Origin of the sequence: Mycobacterium sp. 852002-51613_SCH5001154, assembly GCF_001667425.1 — a bacterium.
In the GTDB taxonomy this organism is placed as follows: Bacteria; Actinomycetota; Actinomycetes; order Mycobacteriales; family Mycobacteriaceae; genus Mycobacterium.
In genome coordinates this window covers 84,557-109,699 of record NZ_LZII01000006.1, presented here as the reverse complement: position 1 = coordinate 109,699, position 25,143 = coordinate 84,557, and the positions used below count along the sequence as shown (strand labels likewise).

The following is a 25,143-nucleotide window of genomic DNA, read 5'->3' as shown; positions in this document are numbered from 1 at the left end:
AAAATTTCGAGCCGTGGAGTCGCGTCAGACGCGCTTCCGCGGCGTCGTCGAGACACGCTTCGCACCCGCCGCGCCGGAGAATGAGCGAACGAGTGTTTGCTGGGATCTCTAAGAGTCGCGGCCGGCCGATGGCCGGAGCGGGTGCGGGGAGGCTAGGCCCACTGCCCGAATTGCGGCTTGAGGATCTCGTTGACGTCGACGCCAACCCCGCCGACGCTGCGTTTGTCGATCTCGACCTGGTGCAAATGGGCGGCCGGGTGGGCGAACCCCTTGGGTGAACCCCAGTTGTGCTGCCAGAAATAAGAGCCCAAACCGTCGTGCAGCGCCCAGTCGATGGTCTTCGAATTGGCGTACACACCTGTGCGCTGATGACCGATCACCGACTCCCACGACCGCAGATAGGGAGCTATCAGCTGTTTGTACTGGTCATAGGACGGGTCGTCGTCGATCGAGGCGTAGATCGGCGCGCTGGCGGGCCCGCCCGCGGCGGCATGCAGTTGCATTCCGCGTTGCGCGTGCTGGAGACCGGCGTTGGCTCCGCCGAGCCAATCGGCGGTGTTGCCCTTGCCGTACTGGTAGCACGAGACGATCTTCAGTCCATTGCTGTCGAGGTCACGCGCCTCGGCAACCTGGATCGGCTTGCCCAGCATCCAATTGCCGCCGGGGCGCCGGTCCGACACGTACCTGATCGAGCCCACGGCGCCGGCGGCCCTGATCTGGCTGGCTGGGATGACCCCGGCCGCGTAGTCCAACAGCGTGCCCAGTGACGCCGATGCCGGTGCCGGACGCAGCGACGCACCGGCAACGCCCAACCCCATTAAGGCAGGGGCCGCCGCAGCCAATTTGAGTACGTCGCGTCGCGAAACCGATGACACAAGCGCCAGGGTACGACAGAAACACCACCAGACACATGGACCACACAGGTCACATCTGCATCACAGTGGCGGATTTTTGGTTTGGGTCCGCACCGCAGCGGGCAGCACGATGACGCTCACGGCCTCCAGGCCGCGGCGAGCGGCCTGACGGGCGATCTCGTCGAGGAAGTGGGCGGCCGCCGTGTTGATCGATCCCGCCCAAGCACGGAATCCCTGCACGATCACGGGGTCACGTTCCAGCGACGGCTGCACCCCCCGAAGCACGTTGACCACGTCGTCGGGCAACGGGTCGGCGAGCTGCCGGTCGATCCAGCTCTGAGCGAGTTCCGTTGCGGCCGCCCGGTCGTCGCCCAGCCCGATCACGTCGCCGGCGAGCTTGCGCAGCCGATCGAACAGCACTTGACGCCCCGGCGTCTCGGCCAATTGCGCCAGCAGGGTGCTGGCCGCCGGCGGTAGAACCATCTGCCCGAACAAGACCGGTACCGGCAAGTCCCATTCGTCGAACAGGTCGGCATACATGGTGGCGATGGGCGCGGCCAGCGGCGCGGTGAGCCGCCCCATTACCCCGATGCTGTCGCGGTGGGTGGTCGCCAGCCGGCGCAGGATGTCCTCGCTGACGTCGGAGTCGGGGCAGTCGGTGGCCGCGCGGGATTGGTCGATGGCCGCGATCAACTCGTCCAACCGGTCCCGCTGGCGCATCAGCAACGTTCGGTGCTCGTCGAGAACACCCGCCAGCGTCGTGCGCCCACCCGCGATCAGGCGCTGGATGTCGTTGATGCTCACGCCGAGACTTCTCATCAGATCGATGCGCAGCAGGTCGAGCACCTGTTCCACGTCGAAGACCCGATAGCCGTTGGACAGATGTTCGGCGCGCAGCAAACCGATTTTCTCGTAATGGCGGATGCGACCGGAAGCGATCCCTGTCAGGGCCGTGACGTCGCCGATCAGCAACTGCTCAGCCACTCCTTGACCTTACAACTGTCGCAAGGTCTGTACTGAGCGGATGGAACGCGAGCAGCTGATCGACCTCACCCGCCGCGCCTTGAAGTTGGCGCGCGACAAGACCACCGATCTCGCCCCCGCCGAGCACCGCGTGGAGGCGACGTCCTATACGTCGGCCGAGCGCCACGAGCGAGACCGGGCCATGATCCTGGCCAGCCCCCAGTTGGTCGGCTACGTCTCGGAGCTGCCCGCCCCCGGCACGTACTGCACGAAGACGGTAATGGGCCGGTCAATCCTGCTGACCCGAACGGCCGATGGATCGGTCAAGGCGTTCGACAATGTCTGCCTGCATCGCCAGTCGCAGGTCGCAACCGGCTGCGGCAGCGCGAAGCGGTTCACCTGCCCGTATCACGCGTGGACCTACGACAACACCGGCCGGTTGGTCGGCCTGCCCGGCCGTGAGGGGTTTAGCGGCGTGACCGTCAAGGCCGACGGCCTGACCGAACTTCCGGCCGCCGAATTCGCCGGATTCCTCTGGGTCGCACTGGATCCCGGAGCCAGCCTGGATGTCGCCGCACACCTGGGCCCCCTGGCCGACGAGCTCGATTCGTGGGGCATCGGGCGGTGGGCGCCGTTGGGTGAGAAGGTGCTCGACTGCCCGATCAATTGGAAGCTCGCGGTCGACACCTTCTCGGAGAACTACCATTTCGCCACCGTGCATCAGCAGACGTTTGCCACCATCGCCCGTAGCAACTGCACGGTGTTCGACGCGTTCGGCCCGCATCACCGGTTGATCTTCCCGCTCAACACGATCCTGGCACTGGACGACGTCCCCGAGGAACGGTGGGATCCGTTCCAGAACATGGTGGTGATCTACGCACTGTTCCCCAACATCGTGTTGTCGGTGACTATCGCCAACGGCGAGCTGTTCCGGATCTACCCCGCCGACCGGCCCGGGAGATCGATCACCGTGCACCAGAACTCGACACCGCTGGACATTTCCGACGAATCGGTCGCCGCCGGCGCGCAGGCCGTGTTCGACTACGCCCACGCCACGGTGCGCGACGAGGACTACCGGTTGGTCGAACGCCTGCAGACCAACCTCGAGTCCGGTGCCCGCGACCATCTGCTGTTCGGCCGCAACGAGCCCGGCCTGCAGCATCGCCACAGCGCCTGGGCCCGGGCGCTTGGCGAGTCAGCCGCTCTCGGTTGACGCGTCGGCGGACAGCACCGCCACGAGGTCGTCCAACAGCGTTGCCAGCGGGTCGGTTTGCGCGGGGCGCACCGTGGTCAACAGCCCGACCGCTTCGCGTCGGCGGCCGCGGGCCAGCAGCTGCACGAGCAGTCCCGCCGCCATCTGTAGGTCTCGGTCGGCCGGTTCCATGTTCCCGACGGTGGTGGCCAGCACCTCGGCCAGCTCCCAGTCCCGGTAGAGGGCCAGCGAGCGCTCGTTGAACGCGAAGCCGGTCACTGGCTGGCCCCAGAGGGTTCCGCGGTAGCGGTACGGGCCCTCCATGTATTCGATGGGCAGGCCGTGCGCGGGGGCGGGCACCAGCGGCTCCCCCACGATGTCGAGTTGCATGGTGCGGCAGGTGATCCGGTGCCGGTCCGGCATGTAGCGGGCGGCCGCCTGCGGCCGCACCAATGGTTGCACCGCGTCCGGCCACCGCACGTAGCTGCTGACCGTCACCTCGACGTCTTCGGCACACTCCGGCGGCATGCCCGGGTCCGGATGGCTCGTCGTCACACCCGTAAATGGCTGCAGCGCATTGCCATTGGTGCGGTCGAACTGCCGCCAGATGCTCAGGTCCACGCCGTTGTCGAAGTTGATGGTGCGCCACTCGTGGGATCTTGCCCGGGGGTCCCCCCCGGTCCCCCCGCCGCCGGCGTATTTCGGGAACCACTGCCGGTCGATGTGTCCGCTGCTGCCGGAGACCTGCTGGACGAGGTCTCCCCAGCGCAGGGTGCCCGTCATCGCCATGCCGGTCTGGAAATACGAGTAGGTTTCGGTCTGGCCGAAGCAGCAGATCTTCCCGTTGTAGGTCGACGCACCTACCGGTGTCGGTGCGCGCGTTGGTGTTACGGCCAGGTCCAGCCGCATGGGCCGACCCGACTGGTCCTCGCCGACCAGGCTGACGCGGTACGTGTAGGGCAGCAGCTCTCCGTCGCCGTCGCGGCAGGTGGTCCACGACGCGGTGCCCGCCGCGCTGGAGTAGTGGATGTCGAGATGACCCGGGGCCAATGTCAGCTTGCGCCGCGCCCCGGGTTCCATGTTCGCCGGCGGCATGTCGTAATCCGTGAAGGTGCCGTAATCGCCGGTGTCCAGATCGAAGAGCGCCATCGTGTAGAAATCGGCGACCACGGTGCCGCCGGGCCGGTTCTTGTTGAAGATGGTCAGGAAGGCAAACGACCGGTCGGTCTCGGCGGCATCGAGCTGCCCGGCGATGAACCAGGTGTCCGACTCCTGATCCGGGTGTTCGCCCTCGGCTGAGGGGAAATCCAGTTGGCTGTCGCCGGGCACCAACTGGAACGGATAACTACGCCAATCGCTGGTCATATCGGCCCTCGCTGCTTTTTTCGCTATGTTAGCGTCAATAGAGAAATCCCGGTCACTGGCTACCTGCGCCCAACCCCCGAGGAAGTGCCCGATGACAGAAAACTCTGGCCACCGGTCTTATGACGAACTCTTCATCGGGGGTCAGTGGCGCAAGCCCGCCAACCCCCAACAGCTCGCCGTCATCTCCCCACACTCCGAAGAACCGGTCGGCCATGTTCAGCTGGCCGGGCCCGAGGACGTGGACGCCGCCGTCGCCGCCGCGCGACACGCTTTCGACCACGGGCCGTGGCCGCGGATGACCCATGCCGAACGGATGGCCAAGGTCGAACAGCTCGCCGCGATCTACGCCGGCCACATCGAAGAGATGGCCGACCTGATCACCGATGAGATGGGCTCGCCGCGCAGTTTCAGCCGAATGGGCCAAGCGGCTGCCGCGGCGTCGCTCATCCATCTGGCGCTGGCCGCCGCGCGCGAGTTTCCCTGGGAGGAGCGGCGCCAGGGCGTGCTCGGCGAAGTGCACCTGCGCAGGGCCCCGGTCGGCGTGGTCGGCGCGATCGTTCCGTGGAACGTTCCACAGTTCCTGATCATGCCCAAGCTGATCCCCGCGCTGATCGCGGGCTGCACGGTCATCATCAAGCCCGCACCCGAAACCCCCTTGGACGCTTTGTGGTTGGCGGAGATGATCGAGCAGCTGGACCTGCCCGACGGGGTGGTCTCGGTGTTGCCCGGTGGACCGGAGATCGGTGAGGCGCTGGTGCGCCATGCCGGGGTGGACAAGATCGCGTTCACCGGCTCCAGCGCCGTCGGGCGCCGCATCGCGGCCCTGTGCGGTGAACAGCTCAAGCGGGTCAGCCTGGAACTCGGCGGCAAGTCCGCGGCGATCATTCTCGACGACGCCGACATCGGCAAGACCGTCGCCGGATTGAAAACAGCCGGCCTGATGAACAACGGCCAGGCGTGCGTCGCCCAGACCCGCATCCTGGTCAGTGATCGGCGGCACGACGAGGTCGTCGACGCGCTGGCCGACATGATGTCGGCCCTCAACGTCGGCGACCCGTCGGACGACGCCACCGACATCGGACCCCTTGTCGCGCAACGACAACAACGCCGTGTCCAGGACTACATCAAGTCCGGCCAGGCCGAAGGCGCCCGCGTCGTCCTGGGTGGCCAGGACAGCCCGTCAACACGTGGCTGGTATGTGCAGCCAACGCTGTTCGCCGACGCCACCAACGACATGCGCATCGCCCGGGAGGAGATCTTCGGTCCGGTCCTGACCGTGCTGCGCTACCGCGATGAGGACGACGCCATCCGAATCGCCAACGAGAGCGACTACGGCCTGGCCGGTTCGGTGTGGACCTCCGACATCACACACGGCCTGGAAATCGCGGCGGGCGTGCGCACCGGCACCTACGGCATCAACATGTACACGCTTGACATCGGCGCCCCGTTCGGTGGGTTCAAGCAGTCGGGCATCGGGCGCGAGTTCGGCCCGGAGGGCCTCCACGAGTACGTCGAGCTGCAGACGCTGGTATGCAAAGGGCAGCTGCCGCCCCTGTAGGCGCCGCAGGTGATCGCATCGGCCACGCCCGTCCCGAGAGCGGGACCATAAGCCGGTTTCCATTTGGGATATCGCCGGCGATATCGGGATCGCAATTCTGCCGATGGACGGTCGGGCACGGGCTCGCGTCCCGGCACCCGGCGCTGAACCGCCCTATGAAATATCCGGCCGCCATGCAGGATCGCGCCCGAGCCGCGCGAGAAGCTTTCCCTGCGAATCTCTTTCGTCCGGTACTGCGACGGGTGGATTGAACATCCCCGAGGAAGTCAACGCGAGCGCGTCCGTGGGCAGGGTGTCGTAAAACAACCGGCACCACGCGGCGTCAAGCCGGTCGTCTGCCCCTACCGCACGGGCGAGGTCCCATGTGTGCACCAGAACGTCGCGCGTGAGGTTCGGTACCAGCTTGAACGCATCGAGTTGGGTGGCCTTGTCGGGTTCGAAGGCCGCGGTCAGCGAGTCATAAGTCACTTGCCATCGTGCCCGCGGGTCCTCTCGTGACCGGTCGGGCTTCAATCCCAAGGGGCGCAAGATGAGTACGTCATGAAAACCGATCACGTGCTCGAGCACCGCCCGGGCATCCCATTGATCGCACGGCGAGCGACGATCCCATCTGCCATCGGCGGACCACACGGCCTCGCCGAACCGTCGGCACACCGCGAGATGCAGTGCGGCTACTTCGTCATCGCTCGGTTGCGCCATGCGGCATCTGCAGGGTGAGCTCGACCGGACAGCACAGCGCGCCGTGCTGATTGGTCACCTGGATCTCGATGTCGACGAGGCAGCGCGGCGGGTCCACCGAGGCGTCGCGCCGCTTGGCCACCGCGCGTCCCCGGCCGATCATCGTGTCACCGGCATACACCGAGCCCGCCAGCCGCAAGGAGCGCCGCACCACCCGGCTGCTCGGGCCCGCCCAATCGGTCGCGATGCGGTCGGCGAAGCCGGCGAGGTGCATCGTGTTGACGTAGATCGTCGGGTTGCCCTGGCGCCGCGCATATTCGGGATCGAAGTGGCCCGGGAAGTAGTCCCACGTCGCTCCCGCGTTCTCCACCACTCGCTGGTAGCTGATGTGGTCGACCACCTCGGGCAGGTCGACGGGAACGGTGATGTCGTCGAAGTCCAGGCCGTCGCCGGTCACGGGGATGCTCCGGGCGTGAAGCGGAACAAGGTGTTCCGGCAGGTGGCGACCACCGTTCCGTCCTGGCGGCGGTAGGTCTCCAGCGTCTCGACGAAATGACCCACGCCCAGCCGGGTCCGCTTCTCCGGCGACACCGACACCAGCTCCTCGACGACGGTAAGGACGTCGCCCTCGACGATGGGCACCAGGAACTCGACATCGTTGGCCGCGTTGATGAACGTGGTGCCCGGCAGCGGCACTCGCAGCACCAGCGATGCCGTCGGCGGCCTGCCGTGTGGCTGCCACGGCGGAGGGATCAGCCACCCCATCAGCAAGGCCGGGGGCGCCAGCAGACCTCCCCATTTCCGGTGGGCGAACTCGGCGTCCCAGTAGGACCGATTGCCATCGTGGACCGTCGCGGCGAACAGCTGGATTCGCGCACCGCTGACCGCCGTCGCCGCGGTGCGCGGCTCGCTCGTCGCGCCGACCATGCGCAGCGCGTCTTCATAGGTGCCGAAGGCCAGCTGGTAACTGAGATCCGGGTCCACGCGGCTCACATAACGAGCGGGTGCCGACTGGGCACCGAATCCCATTGCAGCGCACGGGAAGTGAAGTACCAGCCACCACGCTCATAGATCAACGTGTCCCGGAAGATCCCCGTGGCACGCAGCGTGGTGTCGCCGTACATGCTGGCGAAAAGCAAGACGACGCAACGCTGGACGGCGTTGACCCCGTCGACCCGGATCTCGTGGTCGACCGTTACCAGCCGTTGTCCGTCGCCGCCGTCGAACGCCGCACGCAGATCGTCGAACGTGTCGCCATCACGTTGGTAGGTGGCGCCGGCGTGGCGGAACGTGGCAATCCAGCGCTCGCGGTCGCCCTCCGAGTACGCCCGGTTGTGCCGGGCGTTCAGATTGAGGATGGCAGCGCGGCCCGTGGCGGCCTGCAGCATTTGCTGTTCCTGATAGGACATGGTCATTTCGGTCTCCAGCCTCTCCCGGGAAACGACTGCCAACGAGCGGACGGATGTAACGGTAAAGTCACTTGCCGACTAGCACGTAACATTAACGTAACTTACCGGCTAACGATATAGCCCTGAGCTTCACGATCCCACGCCTCTCTAGTCACCCCCCGCTCGCGCAACAAGTCCTTACGTATCCGCCCGATGACAGTCTTCGGCAGCTCGCTCACGGTCTCCACGTATCGCGGCACGCAGAAGTACGGCATCCGGGCCGAGCAGAAATCGAGCAGCTCGGCGTAATTCACTGTGGCCCCAGGTCGTAACGTCACGACCACCAGGATGTCGTCTTCGCCCAGATCGCTGGGCACCCCGACCGCGGCGGCTTCCGCCACGGCGGGATGGCTCGCAACCACGGTTTCCACCTCGACCGAGGAAACGTTTTCGCCGCGCCGGCGAAGCGAATCCTTCCTGCGGTCGACGTATGTCAGGTTTCCGTCCGTGTCGAGCCGTCCGACGTCGCCCGTGCGAAACCACTCCGGGTGTGGAATGACCCGCATGCCTTGCGCGACATAGCCTTCGCTCATCACGTGCCGGCACCGGGGCCGGCAGGCGATTTCCCCGGCCGCGCCGGCGGGCACCGGGTCGCCGCCTTCGTCGACGATGCGCACGTCGAAATTCGGATTCGGCCGGCCCGATGTTCCGGGTACCCCTTCGTCGGCCAGGGCCTTGACGGCGATCGGAAACGCCTCGGTCATCCCGTACATCGTGACGATGCGGCAGCCGTAACGCTTTTCGATGTCGCGATACGCCTTGGCGTCGATCGGAGCCGCCGAGATGAACCGCAGCGGCAGCTCGGCATCACGCGGATCCGGGGGCAGGTTATGCAACATCGACACCATCGCGCCGGCGCCGGCGAAGCCGACGGCACCGCGGGCGCGTATGTCGTCCCACACCTCGGCGGGGTGAAACGCTTGCGCCAGCACAGTCGTCGCGCCGAGCAGCATCGGGGCGAGCACGCTGGGTGCCGCGCTCAGGTGGAACAGCGGCATCGCCGTCCACAGCACTTCCCCCGCGCGCAATTCCCAGGCCGACGCGACCGTCGCGGCGACCGTGAACAGGTAAGGCCAGGTCGTGGCAACCGCTTTCGACGACCCGGTGGTGCCCGACGTGTAGAAGAGACAGCCCACGTCGTCCGCCGCCGCCCCGACGCCTGCGACCGGACGGGCGCCGCCTCGGCTCAACTCCGCGTCAAGTGAATCACCTTGCAGCACAATGGTCGGCGCGATCTCCAACGCCCCGGCAACCTCGTCCACCCGGGGCCGACGCTCAACGTCGGCCAGAATCACCTTGGCCTGCGACAGCCGCAGGGCGTGCAGCAGGAAGTCCCCTTTGTTCGCGGCATTGACGGCGGCGCTGACCGCGCCGATACGCGCCGCCCCCAGCCAGAAGTAGACCCATTCCGGGCAGGTTCCGGTGAACAACGCCACGCAATCGCCGCGGCCGACGCCCAACTCCGTGAGTATGTTCGCGGCGGCGCCGGAGCGCTGCCGCATCTGCTCGAAGGTCACGTCAACGCCGGCGATCGACATCATCACCCGGTCGGGATATTGCTCGGCCCGCCGATCGAGCACGGCCGCGACCGTGAAACTTTCGACGCCGAAGTCGGCGGGCCCGAGATGTCCGCTCCGGTCGGGACTCATGGGGCTTCCAGGGGCTTTCGCTCAGGCTTTCGCGGCCGCCGGGTCGGGCTTACCGTCGGCCGTGTACCCGAAGTCGGACGGGGACGGCTGCGGGCCCGGGTAGAAGCGGTGGGCCCAGCGGCGAAGGGCCGCATAGTCGTGCGCCTCTTCGGGAGCCAGGTTCGGCTTCTCCAGGTACTTCATGTTCTCCCACGTGAAGAAGTCCTGCTTGATCACCTCTTGCTGCAGCGCCAGGAATTTGGCCGCGCGACCGGTCGGCGCGTCACCGGTGTCGCCCGGCTCGCGGACGGACGCCTGTGTGTAGAAGTAATCGGTGTAGTCCTCGTCGACCGGAGTCTGCCCGGTGACCTCGATGGTGGCCACCAGGTCACTCGGAAACCGGACCAGCCCCAGCCCCAACGAGTAGTTGTCGTAGATGATCTTGGCGTCGACCGGCCCGTTGGGGGTCAACCACGTCTTTGCTCGGCCCCCACCGAAGTGGGCGTTGACGGTGGCGTGCAGGTGATAGCCAGCCACTTCGAACGAGGCGGTATTGGCGGGGTTGGCGGCCTTGTGCACGTACTGCACGTGATACGGGTCGGCCGCATTCTCGATGATCATCTGCGCGTGCACCTTGACCCGGTTGAGCATCCGACTGTGCGGGTGCAGCGGGTAGTACTCGCCCGTTTCCAGCTCGGGCAGCGTCGGCGGCTGCCAGTACGGCGCCCGGCCGTGGCGTTCGTGCCAGACCAGGATGAAGCCGTACCACTCCATGCACGGATAGGTGCGGATGCGGACGTTGTTCTTGCAGCCGATCTTGCTGTACGGGATCAGCGCGTTGGAGCCGTCGCCGCGCCACCGCCAGCCGTGCCAGGGGCAGACGATGTTCTCGTCTTCGACGGTACCGCCGACGCCCATATTGGCGCCGAGGTGCTGGCAGTAGGCGTCCAGCACGTTGACCTTGCCGGAAGCGGTGCGGAACAGCACCAGCTCCTCACCGAAGTAGTGCAGGCGCTTGACCTCACCGGCGGCCAGGTCGGAGCCGAACGCGACGATGAACCAGCCCGTCGGGAACCGATAGGTCGACAGCGCAATGCCCGACTGCCCGAACTCGCGTTCCGATGGATCCCCATCCCCGGCCGAATCCGACGCCGGGTCAGAAATTGTGTGCGTCACGAACTCTCCATATCCCGCCCAGACCAAGGCGAGCGGAGCGCAATTTGGCCGCCCTTCACTCACCGCGGTTCGACGACAAGGTCTATTTTTACTATTTTAAGCATTGAACGTCAACGCGGCACCAGACGAGCCCGGGCAGAGCGGAGTATCAGATGACGGCGGCGGCAGTGGATCTTTCCGATTTCTCCCTGTGGCGCAATGGGTTTCCCGACGAATTGTTCACGGAGTTGCGGCACAGCCAGCCACTTTTCCGCCACGACCTGACCCCGGGCGTAGCCAAGACGGTCCAGCGCCAGTTCTGGGTGGCCACCAAGCACCGGCACGCAATCCGGCTGCATCGCGATGTCGAGTCCTTCACCGCGGTCGACGGCCCGCTCATCCAGCCGGTCGGGATGTTCTCGTCGTACCCCACCATCATCAACATGGACCCGCCCGGGCTGAACAAGCGCCGCAAGCTGATCTCGAACGCGTTCAATCCGCGGGCGATCGCCAAGCTCGAGGACGGCATCCGGGCGAGGGCCGCGCGCATGATCGACCGCCTGCTCGCCGAGGGCGGCGGCGATTGGATCGAGGACGTCGCCGACGCCCTGCCGATGACAGTCATCGGCGACATCATCGGCATACCGGAGGACGACCGGCCCCGAATCTTCGACGGCCTGGACCGCATCTTGAAGGCCAACTCGCCGGAGGTGCAGCTGAGCCGGCAGGACGAAACCGACCTCTACGCCAACATCTTCGGGTACGCAATGGACCTCACCGCGGAGAAACGACGCAATCCCACCGACGACATCTGGAGCACGTTGGCGACCGCGGTGATCACCGGCGAAGACGGTGATCACTTCAGCTTGCCACCGCACGAACTCGAATTTTTCTTCTTCGTGTTGGCGTTCGCCGGCAGCGACACCACCAAGAATGCGCTGGCCATCGGGCTGCAGGCGTTCGTGACGAACCCGGAGCAGATCGAGCGCTATCGCGAGCAGGAAGCAGTGCGGCCCAGCGCCATCGAGGAAGTGTTGCGCTGGGCCTCACCGGTCGCGTACTGGACGCGCACCGCGAAGGTCGACGTCGAGATGGACGGCCAGCGCATCGCGAAGGGCGAGCGGGTGGTGTCGATGCTGCGTTCGGCCAACCGCGACGAGGAGGTCTTCGCGTCTCCGTTCACCTTCGACATCGGTCGTCAGCCGAACCCCCAGGTGGCCTTCGGTGGCGGCGGACCCCACCACTGCCTGGGCGCCATGCTGGCGCGCGCGGAACTGCGCGCGGTGTTCGATGAACTGTTGCTGCGTTGCGACAACATCGCCCTCGGCCCGGCGAAAGTGGCTTATCCGAACCTGACCACGAACATGTCGATCTACGACGAAATGTCGATCTCACTGGGCGAACGCAGATGAGGATTGCCCGACTTCTTATTCGCGCCGTCCCGGCGCTCGCCGTCGTCAGGCGCTGATCCCTCAGTCGATCAGTCGCAGCGCGGCCTTGGGGCATTGGTCCACCGCGGCGCGCACGTCGATCTCCAGCCGCGGCGGCACGGGCCCGTCCGCGATCTGCACCACGTCCTCGTCCCCCAGCTCGAAGACTTCCGGTGCCAGCGATTCGCAGAAGCCGTTGGCCTCACAAAGGTTTTCGTCAACTGTCACGCGCATCAGATGCCCTCCACTTCTCACAGGCCCTTGGGTCGGGTCCCGATCACCCCGCTGGTTGCGAGGCGTGTCAGCTCTTCCTCGGTCAGCCCGCACCGCTCACGCAGTATCTCTTCATTGTGCTCGCCCAGCCGCGGCGGTGGCCGCAGCAGCCACCTGTCCTGGCCGGCCAGCTGGGCGAACGGCGGGCAGGGATAGCGGCCGGCGCCGGTGCTGGGGTGGTCCAGGGTCTCCAAGAATCCCCGATGACTCAGTTGGGGGTTCTCGATCACCAACGACGGCGACACCACCGGTGCGGCGGGGATGCCGGCGGCCGCCAATTGCTCCACCGTCGAGTCGAGGGGTTGGCGCGCGAACCAGTCCGCCAGCCGGCGATCGACGTCGTCGGCCCGCTGTCGCCGTCCGGCGACGGTGGACAGCTCCTCGTCGCACCACGCCGGTCGATCCATCACCTCGACCAGGGCACGCCAGTGCCGGTCGTCGCGCACGGTGACCGCGATCCAGTCGTCGTCGCCCACACACCGGTAGATGTTTTGGATCGCGTCGCCGTGACCGCGGTTGCCCCGCCGGGTCAGCGTTATCCCGAAGACCTCGGATTCGATCGCCTGGATCGCGGTAGCGTTCAGCACCGTTTCGAGCATCGGCAGCTCGAGTTGCTGCCCCGAGCCGGTGCGTTCGGCGAAATTCAGCGCGGCCAGCACCGCGAACGCCGCGTGCACACCCGCCAGCGGATCGCACGCCCCGCGCGGCGTGACCGGCGGGGTCTCGGGCAATCCGGTCACCCAGGCCAGGCCGGCGATCTGCTCCATGGTGGGGGCGAATCCGACACGGTCCCGCCACGGTCCGTCCAGCCCGAACGCGGGCATCCGGGCGACGACGAGCCTGGGGTTGACGTTCAGCAGCGTATCGGCCGTCAGGCCGAACTGGTCCATCACCCGCGGTGAGAAGTTCTCGATCACCACGTCAGCGCCGGCGGCCAGCTCGCTGAACAGGCGGCGCCCGTCTTCGGAGCCCAAATCCAGTGTGACGGAACGCTTGTTGGTGTTCATGGCGTGGAAAACCCAGCCGTACTCCCACCAATCGTCGACATCGGTGCGCATGCCGCCCGAGTATCGAATGCCGTCCGGTCGCTGTATCGACTCCACCTTGATGACGTCGGCACCGAACGCGGCCAGTAGGTGGGTGGCCGCAGGACCGGCCCAGAACGCGGTCAGGTCGACGATGCGCACACCGGCCAGGGGCAGCCCGACCGCGGCGGAGGCTTCCATGGCTTCCCTTCGGGACCAAGGGATCTCGTCATTGGCCTCGCCGAGGGCCGGCGTCGCCCGCGGCGGGGCGGGCGCGCACGCTGACATCAACCAGGGTGGCCGGGGCTGGTGGAAGCCCGCGGGGTTGCGGACGAATGCCCCGCGCTCGGTCACGTATTCCATCTCCCGGATCGTGGAGCCGTTGCCCAGCGCCGCGATCGGGAGCCGAAACAGTTGGCCGAGCTCGACGATTTCCTCGACCGTGCGTTCGGCCAGCCATGGGCCGATCTGTTCGCGGATCAGGTCACGATAGGCCCACCTGCCGATCTGGAAGCGGAGCTGTTCGATCTCTTCGAGCTGCGGGCATTCGACCATGGCAACGAAGTCGAGCCATTGCTGGCCGGTGACCATCGTGATCCCGACGTAGCCGTCCTTGGCGGGCTCGATCGACGGCACTTCGAGCGTGCGGCGGATCGGGGGCACGCGAAGCAGCTGCGAATGCAGCCATTCGCTGCTCTGCATCGCGGTCAACGCCTCGAGCATGGAGAGATCGAGGTGCTCACCGGGGCCACCACGCTCGACGCGGCGGCGCACGGCCAGTACGCCGAACGCGGCGTAGACGCCGCCCATGTACTCCCCCAGGTCGCCGCCGATCGCGATGGGCGGCCCCGCGGGATCGCCCCGGAAGCCGGGCGAGCCCGCCCACGCCTGCAGGGTGAATTCGCTGGCTGCCCGATCGGCGTACGGTCCCGTCCAGCCGAAGTCGGAGATCGTGACGATGATTGCGCGCGGACACTGTGCCAGCAGCCGCTGCGGGTCGACACCCAACGCCGCGGCCTGCTCCCGGCCGGCAGTCACCACCACCACGTCCGCGGCGGACAGCTCGGCGGACAAGCGCCCGGCGTCGGGCCGGTAAGTCATGCTGCGCTTGCCCGCATTGAGGTAGGCGAAGAACGGCGAGCTCTTTCCGTCCGGCACGGGCGATCCGGTCGCCGAATAACGGCGGAGCCAATCCCCCTGCGGCGGTTCAAGTTTGCACACCTGCGCCCCGGCATCGACCAGCAGCTTGCCGCAATAACTGCCGGCGATCCGGTCACTGATCTCGACGACACGCAGGTCGTGCAGCGGTGTGGGCCGGCTGTCGGACCGCTCGCTCACTTACACCCGCCCTCCCGATCGACACGCGATCGAAGAAGCTATTTATACCATTACTGCTAAAATAGCTAAGCCAGCGAGTTGCTATGCATCGAGGATCGGATGACCGCCTTGGGAATTGGGAGCGACGCCCGTCGCCGATTGTCGGCGCCGCGGATCGCAGAAATCGTAGCCGACGAGTTGCGCCGCCAGATCATCAACGGTGACCTCGCCGACGGCGATCTCTTGCCGCGTCAAGAGGTGCTTGTCGAGCAGTTCAACGTGAGTCTGGTTTCTCTGCGCGAAGCGCTGCGGATTCTGGAGACCGAGGGCCTGGTTTCGGTGCGACGGGGCAACCGTGGTGGCGCCGTTGTGCACGCCCCGGCGAAGACCAGCGCCGCGTACATGCTCGGGCTGTTACTGCAGAGCGAGTCCGTAGCGGTCGCCGACCTCGGCATGGCCTTGCAGGAACTCGAGCCCGCGTGCGCCGCGCTGGCCGCCCGGCGGCCGGACCGGGCGGACACCTTGGTCCCAGAGCTCAACCGGGTCAACGACTCCATGGCCGAGAACATCGAGGACGGCGGGCTGTTCACCGAAATCGGGCGTGAATTCCACGATCTCGTGGTCCGTGGCTGTGGAAACCACACCATCATCGCGGTGGTCGGCAGCCTGGAGACGCTGTGGACCAGCCACGAACAACAGTGGGCGGACGAGAGCGCGGCGCGAGGCACCTACCCCTCGCTGGCCCAACGCCGCGCGGTGCTCAGCACGCACGTCAAGCTGACCGAGACCATCGCGGAGGGCGACGTCGACCGGGCCCGCCGCATCGCGGGCCGCCATCTCGCCGACACCCAGACCTACGTACTCTCCGGTCGGCACGATCAACGAATTCACGCGCTGTCACCGCAGGCATTGTCGCGGACGCGGGATTTCCGTCAAACCTGAGAGGCAGCCCGTGAGAACGGCATTGGTCACCGGCGGCAGCGGCGGGATCGGCAAAGGGTGCGGTCGCAAGTTGGCCGAGCTGGGTTACGACGTGGTGCTGGTGGCGCGACGCGAGGCCCCGTTGCGCGCAGCGGCCGAGGAGATCGGCGCGCGCCACATCGTGGCCGATGCCTCGGATCCGGACGGATTCGCCGCTGCGACAAGCGCATTGGAGACCATCGACCTCGTCGTGCACGCCGCCGGCACGCTGGGTGGAACGTACGCGCGCAAGCAGACGTTCGAGCAGTGGCGGACCATCATTTCGGCCAATCTGGATTCGTGCTTCGTGGTGACCGCCGCCGCGCTGCCCAGGATGCGCGCGGGTTCGCGGTTCGTGTTCATCTCGTCGTCGGCGGCGCACGAACCGATGATGGCGCGAACCGCCTACTCGGCATCGAAAGCGGGGATGAACGCCTTCGCGCGGGCCTTGGCGCTGGAAGTCGACCGTGACGGCATCAGCGTCCACATCGTCACCCCGGGCCCGGTGGAAACCGAGATGCTTTCCGACGTTCCCTTCGAGATGTACGCCATCCAGGTCTCGGACGTGGCGGACGCGGTGGCCTGGCTGGACACCGTCGACCCGTCGGTCGACCTGCCGGAGATCCGGCTCAGCGCGGTCCAGCGCGGGCCGTTCGCCCGGCCGCCGGTCGTTCCCACGGAAGCGCGGCGGCGCGCCGAGCAACGGGGTTGACGGCTACGGCGCCGGGAAAGCCTTGATCACCGTTTCGCCGAACTCACGCAGGGAATCGGGTACGGCGAAATCGGCAAACCACACGTAGAACCGCTCGACGCGCTGGGACGCCAGCCCGCTGAAGTGGCCGATGAGCTCGTCGGCATCGCCACACACCAGCCCCGCGCCCAGGTGGCCGAATCGCCGCGTGCTGACCTCGCGCACGGTGTCGGGGTCGGTACCCGATCGTACGAACCCCACCATCTGCTGAACGGAAAGCCGGGCCGTGCCGGCCGCCGGGGCCAGCGAGGGCAGCTTGTCGAGGTGGTTCGCCGGCAGGTTCCACCAATCCGCGTATCTGCGAACGAGTTCCATCATCCGGCGCCCGGTGCCGCCCAGGACCAGCGGTATCGGATGAGACCTCGGCGGGGCTTGCGGAGCTGAGCCGGCGCCCGGATCGTCACCCCAGTACTGCCGCAGCAACGCCAGGTGCCGATCCAGCTGCTCGACCCGGGCGACCGCGTCCTGCTGGCCGACGTCGAATCTGGCGAACTCTGCGGGCCAGGACCCCGCACCGAGGCCCAGGTCGAACCTGCCCTCCGACGCGTCCGACAGGGTGACGGCTTGTTTGGACAGCACGGCGGGATGGCGGAAGGCATCACAGAGCACCAGATGGCCGATGCGGAGCCGCTCCGTCTTGGCCGCCACCCAGCTCGCAATGCCCATTGCTTCCCAAATGCTTTCATCGGGCAGACCGGGCGCCTCGAGGTGATCGATGAACGCGATGCCGTCGAAGCCACTGGCCTCGGCGTGGCGGGCCCGCTCCACGATTTCCGTCGCCGACAGCCGCACCTGCGGCAGGAACAGATACCACTCGACCATGCGCCCACCTATGCGTTTGTTCCTGTGCGATTGCGACAGGGCCGCTAGTTTACTATTTTTATTATGTTAGGGGTCTTATGGATGTCGGACTGAATTCGGAGCAGTTGTCGCTGCGCGACACGGTGCGCGACGTCCTACGCACCGAGTGCCCGCCCGACGCCGCCCGCCAGGCGATGACGGATCCGGAACGGTGGCGCACGCTGTGGAAGACGGTGGTCGATCTCGGTTGGACGGAACTGGCCGCGCCCGGGGCCGGCGACTACGGACCGGTCGAACTCGCCCTAGTGCTCGAGGAATGCGGTGCCGCGATCGCGCCGATCCCGTTGCTGAGCAGTGTCGGCTTGGCCGCCGGTGCATTGCGGGGCACGGGTCTCGACGCGGTTCTCGATGACATCGCCGGCGGCGCCGTCGCCACCCTGGCCGTGCACGCCAGGGGATCTCGGCTGCCCGGGGTGCCGATGACCCTGCGCGGCGGACGCCTGCGCGGACGCGCGGTCGCGGTCCCCAACCTGACCCGCTCCGAGCTGCTCGTCACGCTGGCGCGCGCCGACAGCGGCCCCGATGGCACGGTGGTGGCGGTCGCACGCTGCGGCGACGGGATGACCGTGATCGCGGGCGAATCGACGGATCCCGCGCAGCCGCTGGCAGAGGTCGAGGTCGACGCCGAGCCGGTGGCTATCGCGCCCGTCGATATCGAAAGCGCGTTGACGGCGCCGTTGGTGGCCGCGGCGGCCGACCTGGTAGGCACGGCGAGCGCAGCCCTGCACCGCGCCGTGGAGCATGCCAAGACGCGTCGTCAGTTCGGCACCCCGATCGGTGCGTTCCAGGGGATCAAGCACGCGCTCGCCAACAACTACGTCGGCCTGGAGCGCGCCCGCAGCCTCACCTACGCCGCAGCCGCCCGGCTCGGCGATCCGGCCACGACGCCCGCGGATGCCTGGACCACTGCGGCGCTCGCCAAGGCGGCGGCGGGTGATGCGGCCGCCAATTGTGCGAGAACCGCGGTCCAAGTGCACGGAGCGCTCGGGCAGACCTGGGAGCACGACGCCCACCTCTATGTCCGCCACGCCTGGCAGGTCGCCGCGATGCTGGGCGACAGTCGCGTGCTCTATCACGAGGTGGGCCGCCGGTTCGCGGGAGGTGCGGCATGACCGCGGTCCTCGACGAATTCGGCACCTGGTTAAGCGAGTTCCTGCCGAAGGACTATTACGAGAATTATCGCGAGTACCGCTGGGACCTGGCGCTGCGGCGCGATTATCAGCGAGCGGCCTTCGAGGCTGGATGGATACAGCCAACCTGGCCGCGCGAACACGGCGGCCGATCGCTGGGTCTGCGCGATGCGATGGAGGTCCGGCTCGAGGCGGCGCTGCGGTCCGCGCCCAAGCTGCCCAACATCGCGGGCCCCAATGTGGCCGCACCCGGCATCCGTCAGTTCGGCACCGCCGCCCAAATCGACCGCCTCCTGGCTCCCCTGCTGCGCGGTGACGAGTGGTGGGCGCTGGGCATGTCCGAACCGGAAGCCGGATCCGATTTCGCCGGCCTGCGCACGCGAGCCGAGCGCGACGGAGACGTGTTTCGGGTCAACGGCCACAAGATCTGGACCACCCAAGCCCACGAGTCGCGGTGGTGCACCCTGTATGCCCGCACCGATCCGGAGGCGCCGAAACACCGGGGCATTTCCTGCCTGATCCTCGATCTGCATTCGCCGGGCGTGCGCATCGAGCCGATCCGGATGGCGTCGATTTCCGACGAGACATTCTGCGAGGTCTTCCTCGACGATGTAGAAGTTCCGATGGAAAACCTGCTGGGTCCGCTCCACGGTGGGTGGAACGTCGCGCTGTCGTCGTTGCACCACGAGCGCCAGATGATCTGGATCATGAACTGGGTCGAGATCAAGCGTGGACTCGAGACGGTACGCATGGCACAGCCGACCGCGGATATCTGCACCGAGCTCGGTTCCCTGCTGGCCGACGCCGAAGCGTTGCGGGCCACCGGATACCGCGCCCTGGGCAACGAACTGGCGGGCCGACCGAGCCCCGAAGCAGACACCATGAAGCTGCTCGGATCGATTACGTTGCAGCGGGTTTGGGAGCTTGCTGCCGTTGCCCAAGGGACGCAGTCGCTCAGCGACCGGGATCTGCTGTTCGAACGCCAGGACGCGCTGGCCGCGACCATCTACGGCGGAACCTCGGAGGTCCAGCGCAACATCATCGCCGAGCGGCTGCTCGGGCTGCCGAAGGGATGACGACGATGGATTACGACCTCGGCGACGACGCCGCCCAACTGCGGAACCACCTGCGCGAGTTGGTATCCAACCATATCCCCGCCGACTTCCTGGGCGCCTGTACCGAGAACCCGCAAGATCTCGCCACCACCGAGACGTTCTGCAAATTGCTGGCCGCCGAGGGCCTGCTGGCGCTGGCGTGGCCGAAAGAGCATGGCGGCGGCGGTGGTTCGGTGTGGCAGCAGACGGTACTGCGCGAGGAGATGTGGGCCCAGCACGAGCCCCGCGGTCCCCAATACATGGGGATCAACTGGGTGGGCCCGGCACTGATGCGCTACGGAACCGCCGAACAGAAGGCCAGGCACCTGGCCGCTATCGCCGCCGGCGACGTTATCTGGTGCCAGGGTTTTTCCGAGCCGGAGGCCGGTACCGACCTTGCCTCATTGCGTACCCGCGCCGTGCCGGACGGCGACGGCTGGCGCATCACCGGACAGAAGGTGTGGACGTCGTATGCGTTGATGGCGTCCTGGTGTGTGCTGGCGGCGTGCACCGACCCCGAGGCCCCAAAGCCCAAGCGGCTCACGATTTTTCTGATTCCGATGGATCGGCCCGGCTTCACGGTCCGGCCTATCGGGTCGATGCTGGGGCCGCATCACCTCAACGAGATGTTCCTCGACGACGTGCAGGCGTTCCCCGGTGATGTTCTCGGCGAGGTCGGCGACGGCTGGCGGGTCATGCGCGAGGCGCTCGCATTCGAGCGGGTGGGCATCGCCCGCTACGCGCGCTGCGAATCGTTGCTCGACCGGATGAGCACCCAGCTCGGCGACGATTGGGGCGCGCTTCCCGAATCGGTTCGCTCGCGGTGGGTGCGGGCGCTCGTCGATCTACGGGTGGCCCGGCTTTTGGCCTATCGAGCCGTGTCGCTGCAAGATGACCCGGCGGCGGGCGCGGCGGCCAGTGCGGCCCGCATCGCCACCACGACGTGCGACCAGCAGGTCGCCGAGCTACTTTTCGACGTGTTGGGCCCGGTCGCGCTGGACAGCGGCGCCGGCGCCGCGCTGCACGGGGCGATCGAAGACCATTGGCGTTACGCGCAGGCCGCCACCGTGGCATCGGGCACCATCGAAGTGCAGAAGATGTTGGTGGCCCGGGACGTGTTGGGAGAACACCGGTGAAAACTGAGCTGCCACAAGACATCAGCGACTTCGCTGCGGTCACGACCAAGCGGTTGGGCCGGCTGGGCGGGCCACAGGCGGCGTTGCGCGCCGAAACCGACGATGGCATCCGGGACGCGGCCCGGACCGCCCTGAGCGAGGTCGGCGCGTTCGAGCTCGATGTTCGATCGGCGCCCGACGACCTGCTCGCCGCGGCCGTGCTGTGCCGCGCTGCCGGCGCAACCGCGTTGCCCTATCCCCTCGTCGAGGAGCTGCTGGCGATCGACGGCGCCCGCCTTGCCCTGGTCGACCCCGGCGCGCCGCGCATCGACCATGGTGACCTGCCGGGTGAGTGGGTCGCCGCCGACCTGGACGGCACCCGGTACCACCCGCGGCCCGCTTCGCGGACCAACGCCAAGCTCGGCCCATTCCTGGTGCCCGCTTCCCTCGGTGAACCCGATGGAACTGTTCCCGCCGGCGACGTTAACCTTCATCTCGTGCTGGGATCATGGCGGATTCTGGGAGCGGTGCAGCAGGCGCTGCAGATCGTCACCGATCATGTGCGCGCCCGCATCCAGTTCGGTAAGCCGCTGGCGGACTTTCAGGCCGTCCGGTTCGCCGTGGCGGAGGCCGCGGTCGCGGTGCGCGGACTGCACGAATTGGCGAAATTCACCATCTGCCGTCCGGAATCGCTACCTATAGAGGTTCGTTCGGCCGACGCGCTCATCCTTCGGCTCAAGGCGTCCGACACCGCGCGACAGGTGCTACGCACCTCGCACCAACTGCTCGGCGCGCTGGGCTTCTGCGATGAGTCCGATGTCAGCGTGCTCGACCGGCATACCCAGCCGCTGATCCGTCTGCCGATGAGCGCCGAGGCGCTCGCGTTGCGCCTCATCCCGGGCATCCCGGACGGCTCCTTCGAGACACTGTTCAGCGGGCCGGTATCGGCGTGACGGAATCGGCCGCGGCCGAAGCGACGGCCAACCCGTTAGCGGACGGAATCCCGTTCGGAACCAAGCTTCAACAGCTCGCCGAACAGCGTCGTGACGACATCGGCGTCACCGTCGTCGCCCTCGACGGCACCGCGCAGTCACTGACATTCGGTGAACTCGACGCCCGCGCCAACCAGTGGGGCCGCGCACTGGCCGCCTACGGCGCGGAGACCGGTTCCCTTGTCGCCCTGGCCATCCCCAACTCAGTGCACCTAATTCTCGCCACGCTAGGTTGCTGGAAGATCGGCGCCGTTCCGGTCCCCATGCACTGGGACCTGCCTGAGTGGGAGCGAGACCGAGTGCGCGAGGTGATCAACCCCGCCGTGGTCGTCGACGAGGCGAGTCGGTGGCGCCTCGACGCGCAGGCGGCGGCCGAGCCCGACAGCGCGCTGCCCGAGGCCGTCTCCCCCAATGTCAACGGAATCTGCAGCAGCGGTTCGACCGGGGTACCGAAAGTGATCCTCAGCCTGGCGCCGTCGCTCTGGACCCCCCAGCACGGCGAGCCGTTCCTGTCGAACTGGACGCCGGTCGCTCAGCCACAGACCATCATGGTGCCCGCGCCGATGTATCACACCAACGGCTTCGCCACCTTCTTCTTCCTGCTGGCCGGAGACCGTTTGGTGGTGCTGGAAAAGTTCGATGCCGCACTGGTTCTGGATGTGATCGAACGCTTCAAGATCACCAACTTCACCGCCACGCCGACCATGCTGGCGCGCATCGCGGCCCGGCCGGATGTCCGGGAGCGCGACCTGTCCAGCATCGTATTCATCCTGCAAGGCGCCGCCGTGATGCCGCCGTCGCTCATGCATACCTGGTTCGAACTGCTGAGCCCGCAGCAGATCGTGACGGCATACGGCATGACCGAAAACCTTGGGCTCACGGCCTTACGCGGCGACGAGTGGCTCGCTCATCCGGGCAGTGTCGGCCGCGGCTTCCGGGATACCGAGATCCGGATCCTCGATGCCGGAACGAAACAGCTTGGCCCCGGTGAACACGGCGAGATCTACCTGCGCGCACCGATGAGCGCGGGATCGCGCTATGTGGGCGGCGCGGCGCCGCTACCGTCCACCGAAGATGGCTTCCGCTCCGCCGGCGACATCGGTTACCTGGACGAGGATGGTTACCTCTACATCGTCGACCGCCGAGTCGACATGATCGTCACCGGCGGCGCGAATGTCTTTCCAGCGGAAGTCGAGTCGGCTTTGGCCGAACATCCCGACATCGCCGACGTCGTCGTCATCGGCCTTGCCGACCCGCAATGGGGACGCCGGGTGCACGCGGTGGTGCAACTCGCCGGCGGCGCGGCGCTCACCGAGGAGCAGGTGATCGAGTATGCGAAGAGCCGGCTCGCCCACTACAAGGCCCCCAAGACCGTCGAGTTCGTCGACGCGATTCCCCGCACCGCGGCGACCAAGGTCAATCGCTCGGCGATGATCGAGGCCCGGGGCGGCTGAAGGTGGACGCCGAAACCCTTACCCGACCGGTGTGATTCCCGAGCTCGATATGGTGAAGCCACGACCCGAGGTGACCGTGCACGTCACCCCACCGGTCTCCGAGCGGCATGTGAAGGGGCCGGCTCCCATCGTCTGCCCGTAACCGAGGACCGGCGTGCCCTCCGCCGGATTGGCCAGACAGCTCTCCCCTGCGCAGCGTGTAAGGGTCCCGCCGGTGTCCATCCGGACCGACGCCGGTGGCGCGAGGGTGAAGCAGAATGCTTCGTCGGAGATGCCGCGGCGCTGGTAGTCGATCTCGCAGCTGATGTTGCGCGACGGCGACAGGAAGGCCACGTAGTTGTCCTGATCCGCTACGGCCAAGGGGATGAACGCCTGCGACGCAAGAACGGTACCGGCGCCACTCAGCACGGTTGCCGCGGCGGTCAGCGCTTTTCTCAACACGTTTCAACCCTGCCATAGCGCGGTGCGGCGTGGGCCGTATTCGCTCTTCGAGCTAGGCCTGCCGCCGAACTCCGGCGTGCGCCGAAGGTGGTGTCGCGATTGCCGGGTCGACCAGCGCCGCCGTCGCACCGGCCTGGCGGGTCAGGTGGTCGACGAGGTAGTAGATGGCATACAGGATGAAATACGGAAGTATCAGGTAGGGAACGTTCTCCCCAATGAACTTGAACCACAGCCCAAATGCGCCCTGGCCTATGTCGGTGAACCCGGCCCGGATCTCAGCGACGTAGTAGGCGGTCGTTCCGGTGATCAAGACCGCGATACCGAAGAAGCTCAGCCATAGGCAACGGATTCGAGACTCGTCGGGAAGGTCGCGACGCAGCATGCGCATCCATACGACGAAAAGCAGGATGCCGGCTAGGACAGCTCCGAACTCCAGGCCGAAGATGAAATTGTCGTCGCTGCGATAACGGGTATCGGCCAGACCGTATTGCCACCAGAGCCAACGCCATCCCGGATCCGACAACGTGCCCCAGAGATTGAACGGATGGCCGATCAGAAACGGCAGCTCGTATGTGAGTTGGCTGCCGGCGGTCAGCGGGATGTAGATCATGACCAGTTCGGCGGCCAGTCCGAGCCGGGAGCGTTGCTCACCCCGCGCTTTCCAGAGCAAGACGAACGGCAAAACGATGACTGGGGTGCCGAAGTCAGGTTCGCGACCACGTCAACAGTCCGGCTCGGCGCCACCAGTCCGGTGCCGGCGGCAACCGTCATGAACACGAACACCGCGCCGACGAACGAGAGCATGACGACATAGATCCTCAGGCGGTGTGGCGCAAACGGCCGGGCCAACTCGGGGTGGGTTGATGCCATAGGTCGCCTCCGATGCGTGTCCACGAGAGCTTGAACGCTCACGAATGTTCGCTCTGCACACCAAGGGTGTTGACGGCCAACGCCAGCAGCAGGTAACCGCCGATGGTGAACACCAGGTCCATGCGTTGCTGGTCGCTGAACGCGCTGCCCAGCGCGTCCCACGTGGGCTGGGTGATGGTGTGGTGCTCCATCAGCTCGTCGACGGCGCCAACGACCATCCGGTCCACGCCGTCGGTGGCCACGCCGGATCTCATCGCGCTGATGTCCTGTGCACTCAAACCGGCTCGCTCGGCGATCGGAATGTGGTGATCCCAGAGGTATTCGCACTCGCCGCGCGACACCACTCGCAGCAGCGCGACCTCTCGAACCCTGGGCGACAACGTCGAGCCCCTCAGCAGGTAGGCGTTGAACGGCAGGTAAGCCCGTGTCAGATCGGGATGACGTACCAGGGTCGACAACACGTTTCCGGCCCCGCTGGGATTCGCCCGCTCCGCCGGGATCAACGACGCCAGCGATGCGCGGGCGCGCTCATCCCAGTCCTCGGCCGGCAAGGGCGTCAACCGAACTGGGCGCGAGTCGGTCATGGGGT

24 protein-coding genes and 1 pseudogene are annotated in these 25,143 nt (G+C 66.8%); 10 read left to right on the top strand and 15 right to left on the bottom strand.

Annotated features, from left to right (window positions below):
* Positions 1–152 precede the first annotated feature (152 nt).
* Together A5750_RS02425 and A5750_RS02420 are read right to left on the bottom strand one after the other, a co-directional pair.
* Positions 153–875: a DUF1906 domain-containing protein gene (locus A5750_RS02425; RefSeq protein ID WP_067260994.1), complete on the bottom strand. Its 723-nt coding sequence runs from the start codon at positions 873–875 to the stop codon at positions 153–155.
* A gap of 60 nt (positions 876–935) precedes the next feature.
* A complete protein-coding gene (locus A5750_RS02420; protein ID WP_066958613.1) occupies positions 936–1,838 on the bottom strand; it encodes a MerR family transcriptional regulator in 903 nt (300 codons plus the stop codon).
* A gap of 40 nt (positions 1,839–1,878) precedes the next feature.
* Here A5750_RS02420 and A5750_RS02415 point away from each other — a divergent pair, with 40 nt between their 5' ends.
* Positions 1,879–3,030: an SRPBCC family protein gene (locus A5750_RS02415; RefSeq protein WP_067260992.1), complete on the top strand. Its 1,152-nt coding sequence runs from the start codon at positions 1,879–1,881 to the stop codon at positions 3,028–3,030.
* Here A5750_RS02415 and A5750_RS02410 read toward each other — a convergent pair.
* Positions 3,013–4,374 carry a lipocalin-like domain-containing protein gene (locus A5750_RS02410; protein ID WP_066958617.1) on the bottom strand — a complete coding sequence of 454 codons (1,362 nt, stop codon included), beginning with the start codon at positions 4,372–4,374 and terminating at the stop codon, positions 3,013–3,015. The two genes, A5750_RS02415 and A5750_RS02410, sit on opposite strands and share 18 nt — an antisense overlap.
* A 91-nt stretch (positions 4,375–4,465) precedes the next feature.
* Between A5750_RS02410 and A5750_RS02405 the strand changes: the two genes are divergently transcribed.
* Positions 4,466–5,932, top strand: a complete 1,467-nt coding sequence (locus A5750_RS02405) for an aldehyde dehydrogenase (protein ID WP_067260990.1) — start codon at positions 4,466–4,468, stop codon at positions 5,930–5,932.
* A gap of 153 nt (positions 5,933–6,085) precedes the next feature.
* Here A5750_RS02405 and A5750_RS02400 read toward each other — a convergent pair whose 3' ends face one another.
* The 6 genes from A5750_RS02400 to A5750_RS02375 all read right to left on the bottom strand — a co-directional run bounded on the left by A5750_RS02400 (position 6,086) and on the right by A5750_RS02375 (position 10,862).
* Positions 6,086–6,631 (bottom strand): maleylpyruvate isomerase family mycothiol-dependent enzyme, encoded by a 546-nt coding sequence (locus A5750_RS02400; RefSeq protein WP_066958621.1) that lies wholly within the window; start codon positions 6,629–6,631, stop codon positions 6,086–6,088.
* Positions 6,612–7,067, bottom strand: coding sequence for a MaoC family dehydratase (locus A5750_RS02395; RefSeq protein ID WP_067260988.1), 456 nt, complete (start codon positions 7,065–7,067; stop codon positions 6,612–6,614). The genes A5750_RS02400 and A5750_RS02395 overlap by 20 nt, the downstream gene beginning before the upstream one ends.
* Positions 7,064–7,537, bottom strand: a complete 474-nt coding sequence (locus tag A5750_RS02390; RefSeq protein ID WP_197505333.1) for a MaoC family dehydratase N-terminal domain-containing protein — start codon at positions 7,535–7,537, stop codon at positions 7,064–7,066. Before A5750_RS02390 ends, A5750_RS02395 begins: the two co-directional genes overlap by 4 nt.
* A 62-nt stretch (positions 7,538–7,599) precedes the next feature.
* A complete protein-coding gene (locus A5750_RS02385) occupies positions 7,600–8,025 on the bottom strand; it encodes a nuclear transport factor 2 family protein (RefSeq protein ID WP_067211385.1) in 426 nt (141 codons plus the stop codon).
* Positions 8,026–8,120: 95 nt separating this feature from the next.
* Positions 8,121–9,707 carry an AMP-binding protein gene (locus tag A5750_RS02380; protein WP_066958627.1) on the bottom strand — a complete coding sequence of 529 codons (1,587 nt, stop codon included), beginning with the start codon at positions 9,705–9,707 and terminating at the stop codon, positions 8,121–8,123.
* A gap of 21 nt (positions 9,708–9,728) precedes the next feature.
* Entirely contained in the window at positions 9,729–10,862 is a 1,134-nt protein-coding gene (locus tag A5750_RS02375) for an aromatic ring-hydroxylating dioxygenase subunit alpha (RefSeq protein WP_156664245.1), read from the bottom strand.
* Between the two features lie 152 nt (positions 10,863–11,014).
* Here A5750_RS02375 and A5750_RS02370 point away from each other — a divergent pair, with 152 nt between their 5' ends.
* Positions 11,015–12,253, top strand: coding sequence for a cytochrome P450 (locus tag A5750_RS02370; RefSeq protein WP_066958631.1), 1,239 nt, complete (start codon positions 11,015–11,017; stop codon positions 12,251–12,253).
* A 60-nt stretch (positions 12,254–12,313) separates the two neighbouring features.
* On the opposite strand, the gene A5750_RS02365 is transcribed toward A5750_RS02370, so the two are convergent.
* A complete protein-coding gene (locus A5750_RS02365; RefSeq protein WP_046185638.1) occupies positions 12,314–12,505 on the bottom strand; it encodes a ferredoxin in 192 nt (63 codons plus the stop codon).
* 17 nt (positions 12,506–12,522) lie between these two features.
* Positions 12,523–14,907, bottom strand: coding sequence for a CoA transferase (locus A5750_RS02360; protein WP_066958633.1), 2,385 nt, complete (start codon positions 14,905–14,907; stop codon positions 12,523–12,525).
* 99 nt (positions 14,908–15,006) lie between these two features.
* On the opposite strand from A5750_RS02360, the gene A5750_RS02355 reads away from it, so the two are divergent.
* Together A5750_RS02355 and A5750_RS02350 are read left to right on the top strand one after the other, a co-directional pair.
* The gene (locus A5750_RS02355) at positions 15,007–15,828 is read left to right on the top strand and encodes a FadR/GntR family transcriptional regulator (RefSeq protein WP_066958635.1); all 822 of its coding nucleotides are present in this window, start codon (positions 15,007–15,009) and stop codon (positions 15,826–15,828) included.
* 10 nt (positions 15,829–15,838) lie between these two features.
* Positions 15,839–16,558 carry an SDR family oxidoreductase gene (locus tag A5750_RS02350; RefSeq protein WP_066958637.1) on the top strand — a complete coding sequence of 240 codons (720 nt, stop codon included), beginning with the start codon at positions 15,839–15,841 and terminating at the stop codon, positions 16,556–16,558.
* 3 nt (positions 16,559–16,561) lie between these two features.
* Here A5750_RS02350 and A5750_RS02345 read toward each other — a convergent pair whose 3' ends face one another.
* Entirely contained in the window at positions 16,562–17,419 is an 858-nt protein-coding gene (locus tag A5750_RS02345) for an LLM class flavin-dependent oxidoreductase (protein ID WP_067260984.1), read from the bottom strand.
* 77 nt (positions 17,420–17,496) lie between these two features.
* Between A5750_RS02345 and A5750_RS02340 the strand changes: the two genes are divergently transcribed.
* The 5 genes from A5750_RS02340 to A5750_RS02320 are packed head-to-tail and all read left to right on the top strand — an operon-like array spanning position 17,497 to position 23,243.
* Positions 17,497–18,570, top strand: a complete 1,074-nt coding sequence (locus A5750_RS02340) for an acyl-CoA dehydrogenase family protein (RefSeq protein WP_066958641.1) — start codon at positions 17,497–17,499, stop codon at positions 18,568–18,570.
* On the top strand, positions 18,567–19,664 hold the full coding sequence (locus A5750_RS02335; RefSeq protein WP_066958644.1) for an acyl-CoA dehydrogenase family protein: 1,098 nt from the start codon (positions 18,567–18,569) through the stop codon (positions 19,662–19,664). The genes A5750_RS02340 and A5750_RS02335 overlap by 4 nt, the downstream gene beginning before the upstream one ends.
* Entirely contained in the window at positions 19,661–20,818 is a 1,158-nt protein-coding gene (locus A5750_RS02330) for an acyl-CoA dehydrogenase family protein (protein ID WP_197505330.1), read from the top strand. Before A5750_RS02335 ends, A5750_RS02330 begins: the two co-directional genes overlap by 4 nt.
* Positions 20,815–21,750 (top strand): acyl-CoA dehydrogenase family protein, encoded by a 936-nt coding sequence (locus A5750_RS02325; protein WP_067260981.1) that lies wholly within the window; start codon positions 20,815–20,817, stop codon positions 21,748–21,750. The genes A5750_RS02330 and A5750_RS02325 overlap by 4 nt, the downstream gene beginning before the upstream one ends.
* Positions 21,747–23,243 (top strand): class I adenylate-forming enzyme family protein, encoded by a 1,497-nt coding sequence (locus A5750_RS02320; RefSeq protein ID WP_067260979.1) that lies wholly within the window; start codon positions 21,747–21,749, stop codon positions 23,241–23,243. Before A5750_RS02325 ends, A5750_RS02320 begins: the two co-directional genes overlap by 4 nt.
* 18 nt (positions 23,244–23,261) lie before the next feature.
* Here the strand turns inward: A5750_RS02320 and A5750_RS02315 are convergent, their stop codons facing one another.
* The 3 genes and pseudogenes from A5750_RS02315 to A5750_RS02305 form a co-directional block, all read right to left on the bottom strand.
* Positions 23,262–23,684, bottom strand: a complete 423-nt coding sequence (locus A5750_RS02315) for a hypothetical protein (protein WP_231989104.1) — start codon at positions 23,682–23,684, stop codon at positions 23,262–23,264.
* Positions 23,685–23,736: 52 nt separating this feature from the next.
* Positions 23,737–24,554, bottom strand: a pseudogene (locus A5750_RS02310) (emopamil-binding protein).
* A 38-nt stretch (positions 24,555–24,592) separates the two neighbouring features.
* Entirely contained in the window at positions 24,593–25,138 is a 546-nt protein-coding gene (locus tag A5750_RS02305; RefSeq protein WP_067260976.1) for a carboxymuconolactone decarboxylase family protein, read from the bottom strand.
* Positions 25,139–25,143: the final 5 nt, after the last annotated feature.

Bases quoted from the DNA above. Each gene is read 5' to 3' on its own strand.
- A5750_RS02415 (WP_067260992.1), top strand. From the start codon at position 1,879: ATGGAACGCGAGCAGCTGATCGACCTCACCCGCCGCGCCTTGAAGTTG.
- A5750_RS02410 (WP_066958617.1), bottom strand. From the start codon at position 4,374: ATGACCAGCGATTGGCGTAGTTATCCGTTCCAGTTGGTGCCCGGCGAC.
- A5750_RS02405 (WP_067260990.1), top strand. From the start codon at position 4,466: ATGACAGAAAACTCTGGCCACCGGTCTTATGACGAACTCTTCATCGGG.
- A5750_RS02400 (WP_066958621.1), bottom strand. From the start codon at position 6,631: ATGGCGCAACCGAGCGATGACGAAGTAGCCGCACTGCATCTCGCGGTG.
- A5750_RS02390 (WP_197505333.1), bottom strand. From the start codon at position 7,537: ATGGTCGGCGCGACGAGCGAGCCGCGCACCGCGGCGACGGCGGTCAGC.
- A5750_RS02385 (WP_067211385.1), bottom strand. From the start codon at position 8,025: ATGACCATGTCCTATCAGGAACAGCAAATGCTGCAGGCCGCCACGGGC.
- A5750_RS02380 (WP_066958627.1), bottom strand. From the start codon at position 9,707: ATGAGTCCCGACCGGAGCGGACATCTCGGGCCCGCCGACTTCGGCGTC.
- A5750_RS02370 (WP_066958631.1), top strand. From the start codon at position 11,015: ATGACGGCGGCGGCAGTGGATCTTTCCGATTTCTCCCTGTGGCGCAAT.
- A5750_RS02365 (WP_046185638.1), bottom strand. From the start codon at position 12,505: ATGCGCGTGACAGTTGACGAAAACCTTTGTGAGGCCAACGGCTTCTGC.
- A5750_RS02355 (WP_066958635.1), top strand. From the start codon at position 15,007: ATGACCGCCTTGGGAATTGGGAGCGACGCCCGTCGCCGATTGTCGGCG.
- A5750_RS02345 (WP_067260984.1), bottom strand. From the start codon at position 17,419: ATGGTCGAGTGGTATCTGTTCCTGCCGCAGGTGCGGCTGTCGGCGACG.
- A5750_RS02340 (WP_066958641.1), top strand. From the start codon at position 17,497: ATGGATGTCGGACTGAATTCGGAGCAGTTGTCGCTGCGCGACACGGTG.
- A5750_RS02335 (WP_066958644.1), top strand. From the start codon at position 18,567: ATGACCGCGGTCCTCGACGAATTCGGCACCTGGTTAAGCGAGTTCCTG.
- A5750_RS02330 (WP_197505330.1), top strand. From the start codon at position 19,661: ATGACGACGATGGATTACGACCTCGGCGACGACGCCGCCCAACTGCGG.
- A5750_RS02305 (WP_067260976.1), bottom strand. From the start codon at position 25,138: ATGACCGACTCGCGCCCAGTTCGGTTGACGCCCTTGCCGGCCGAGGAC.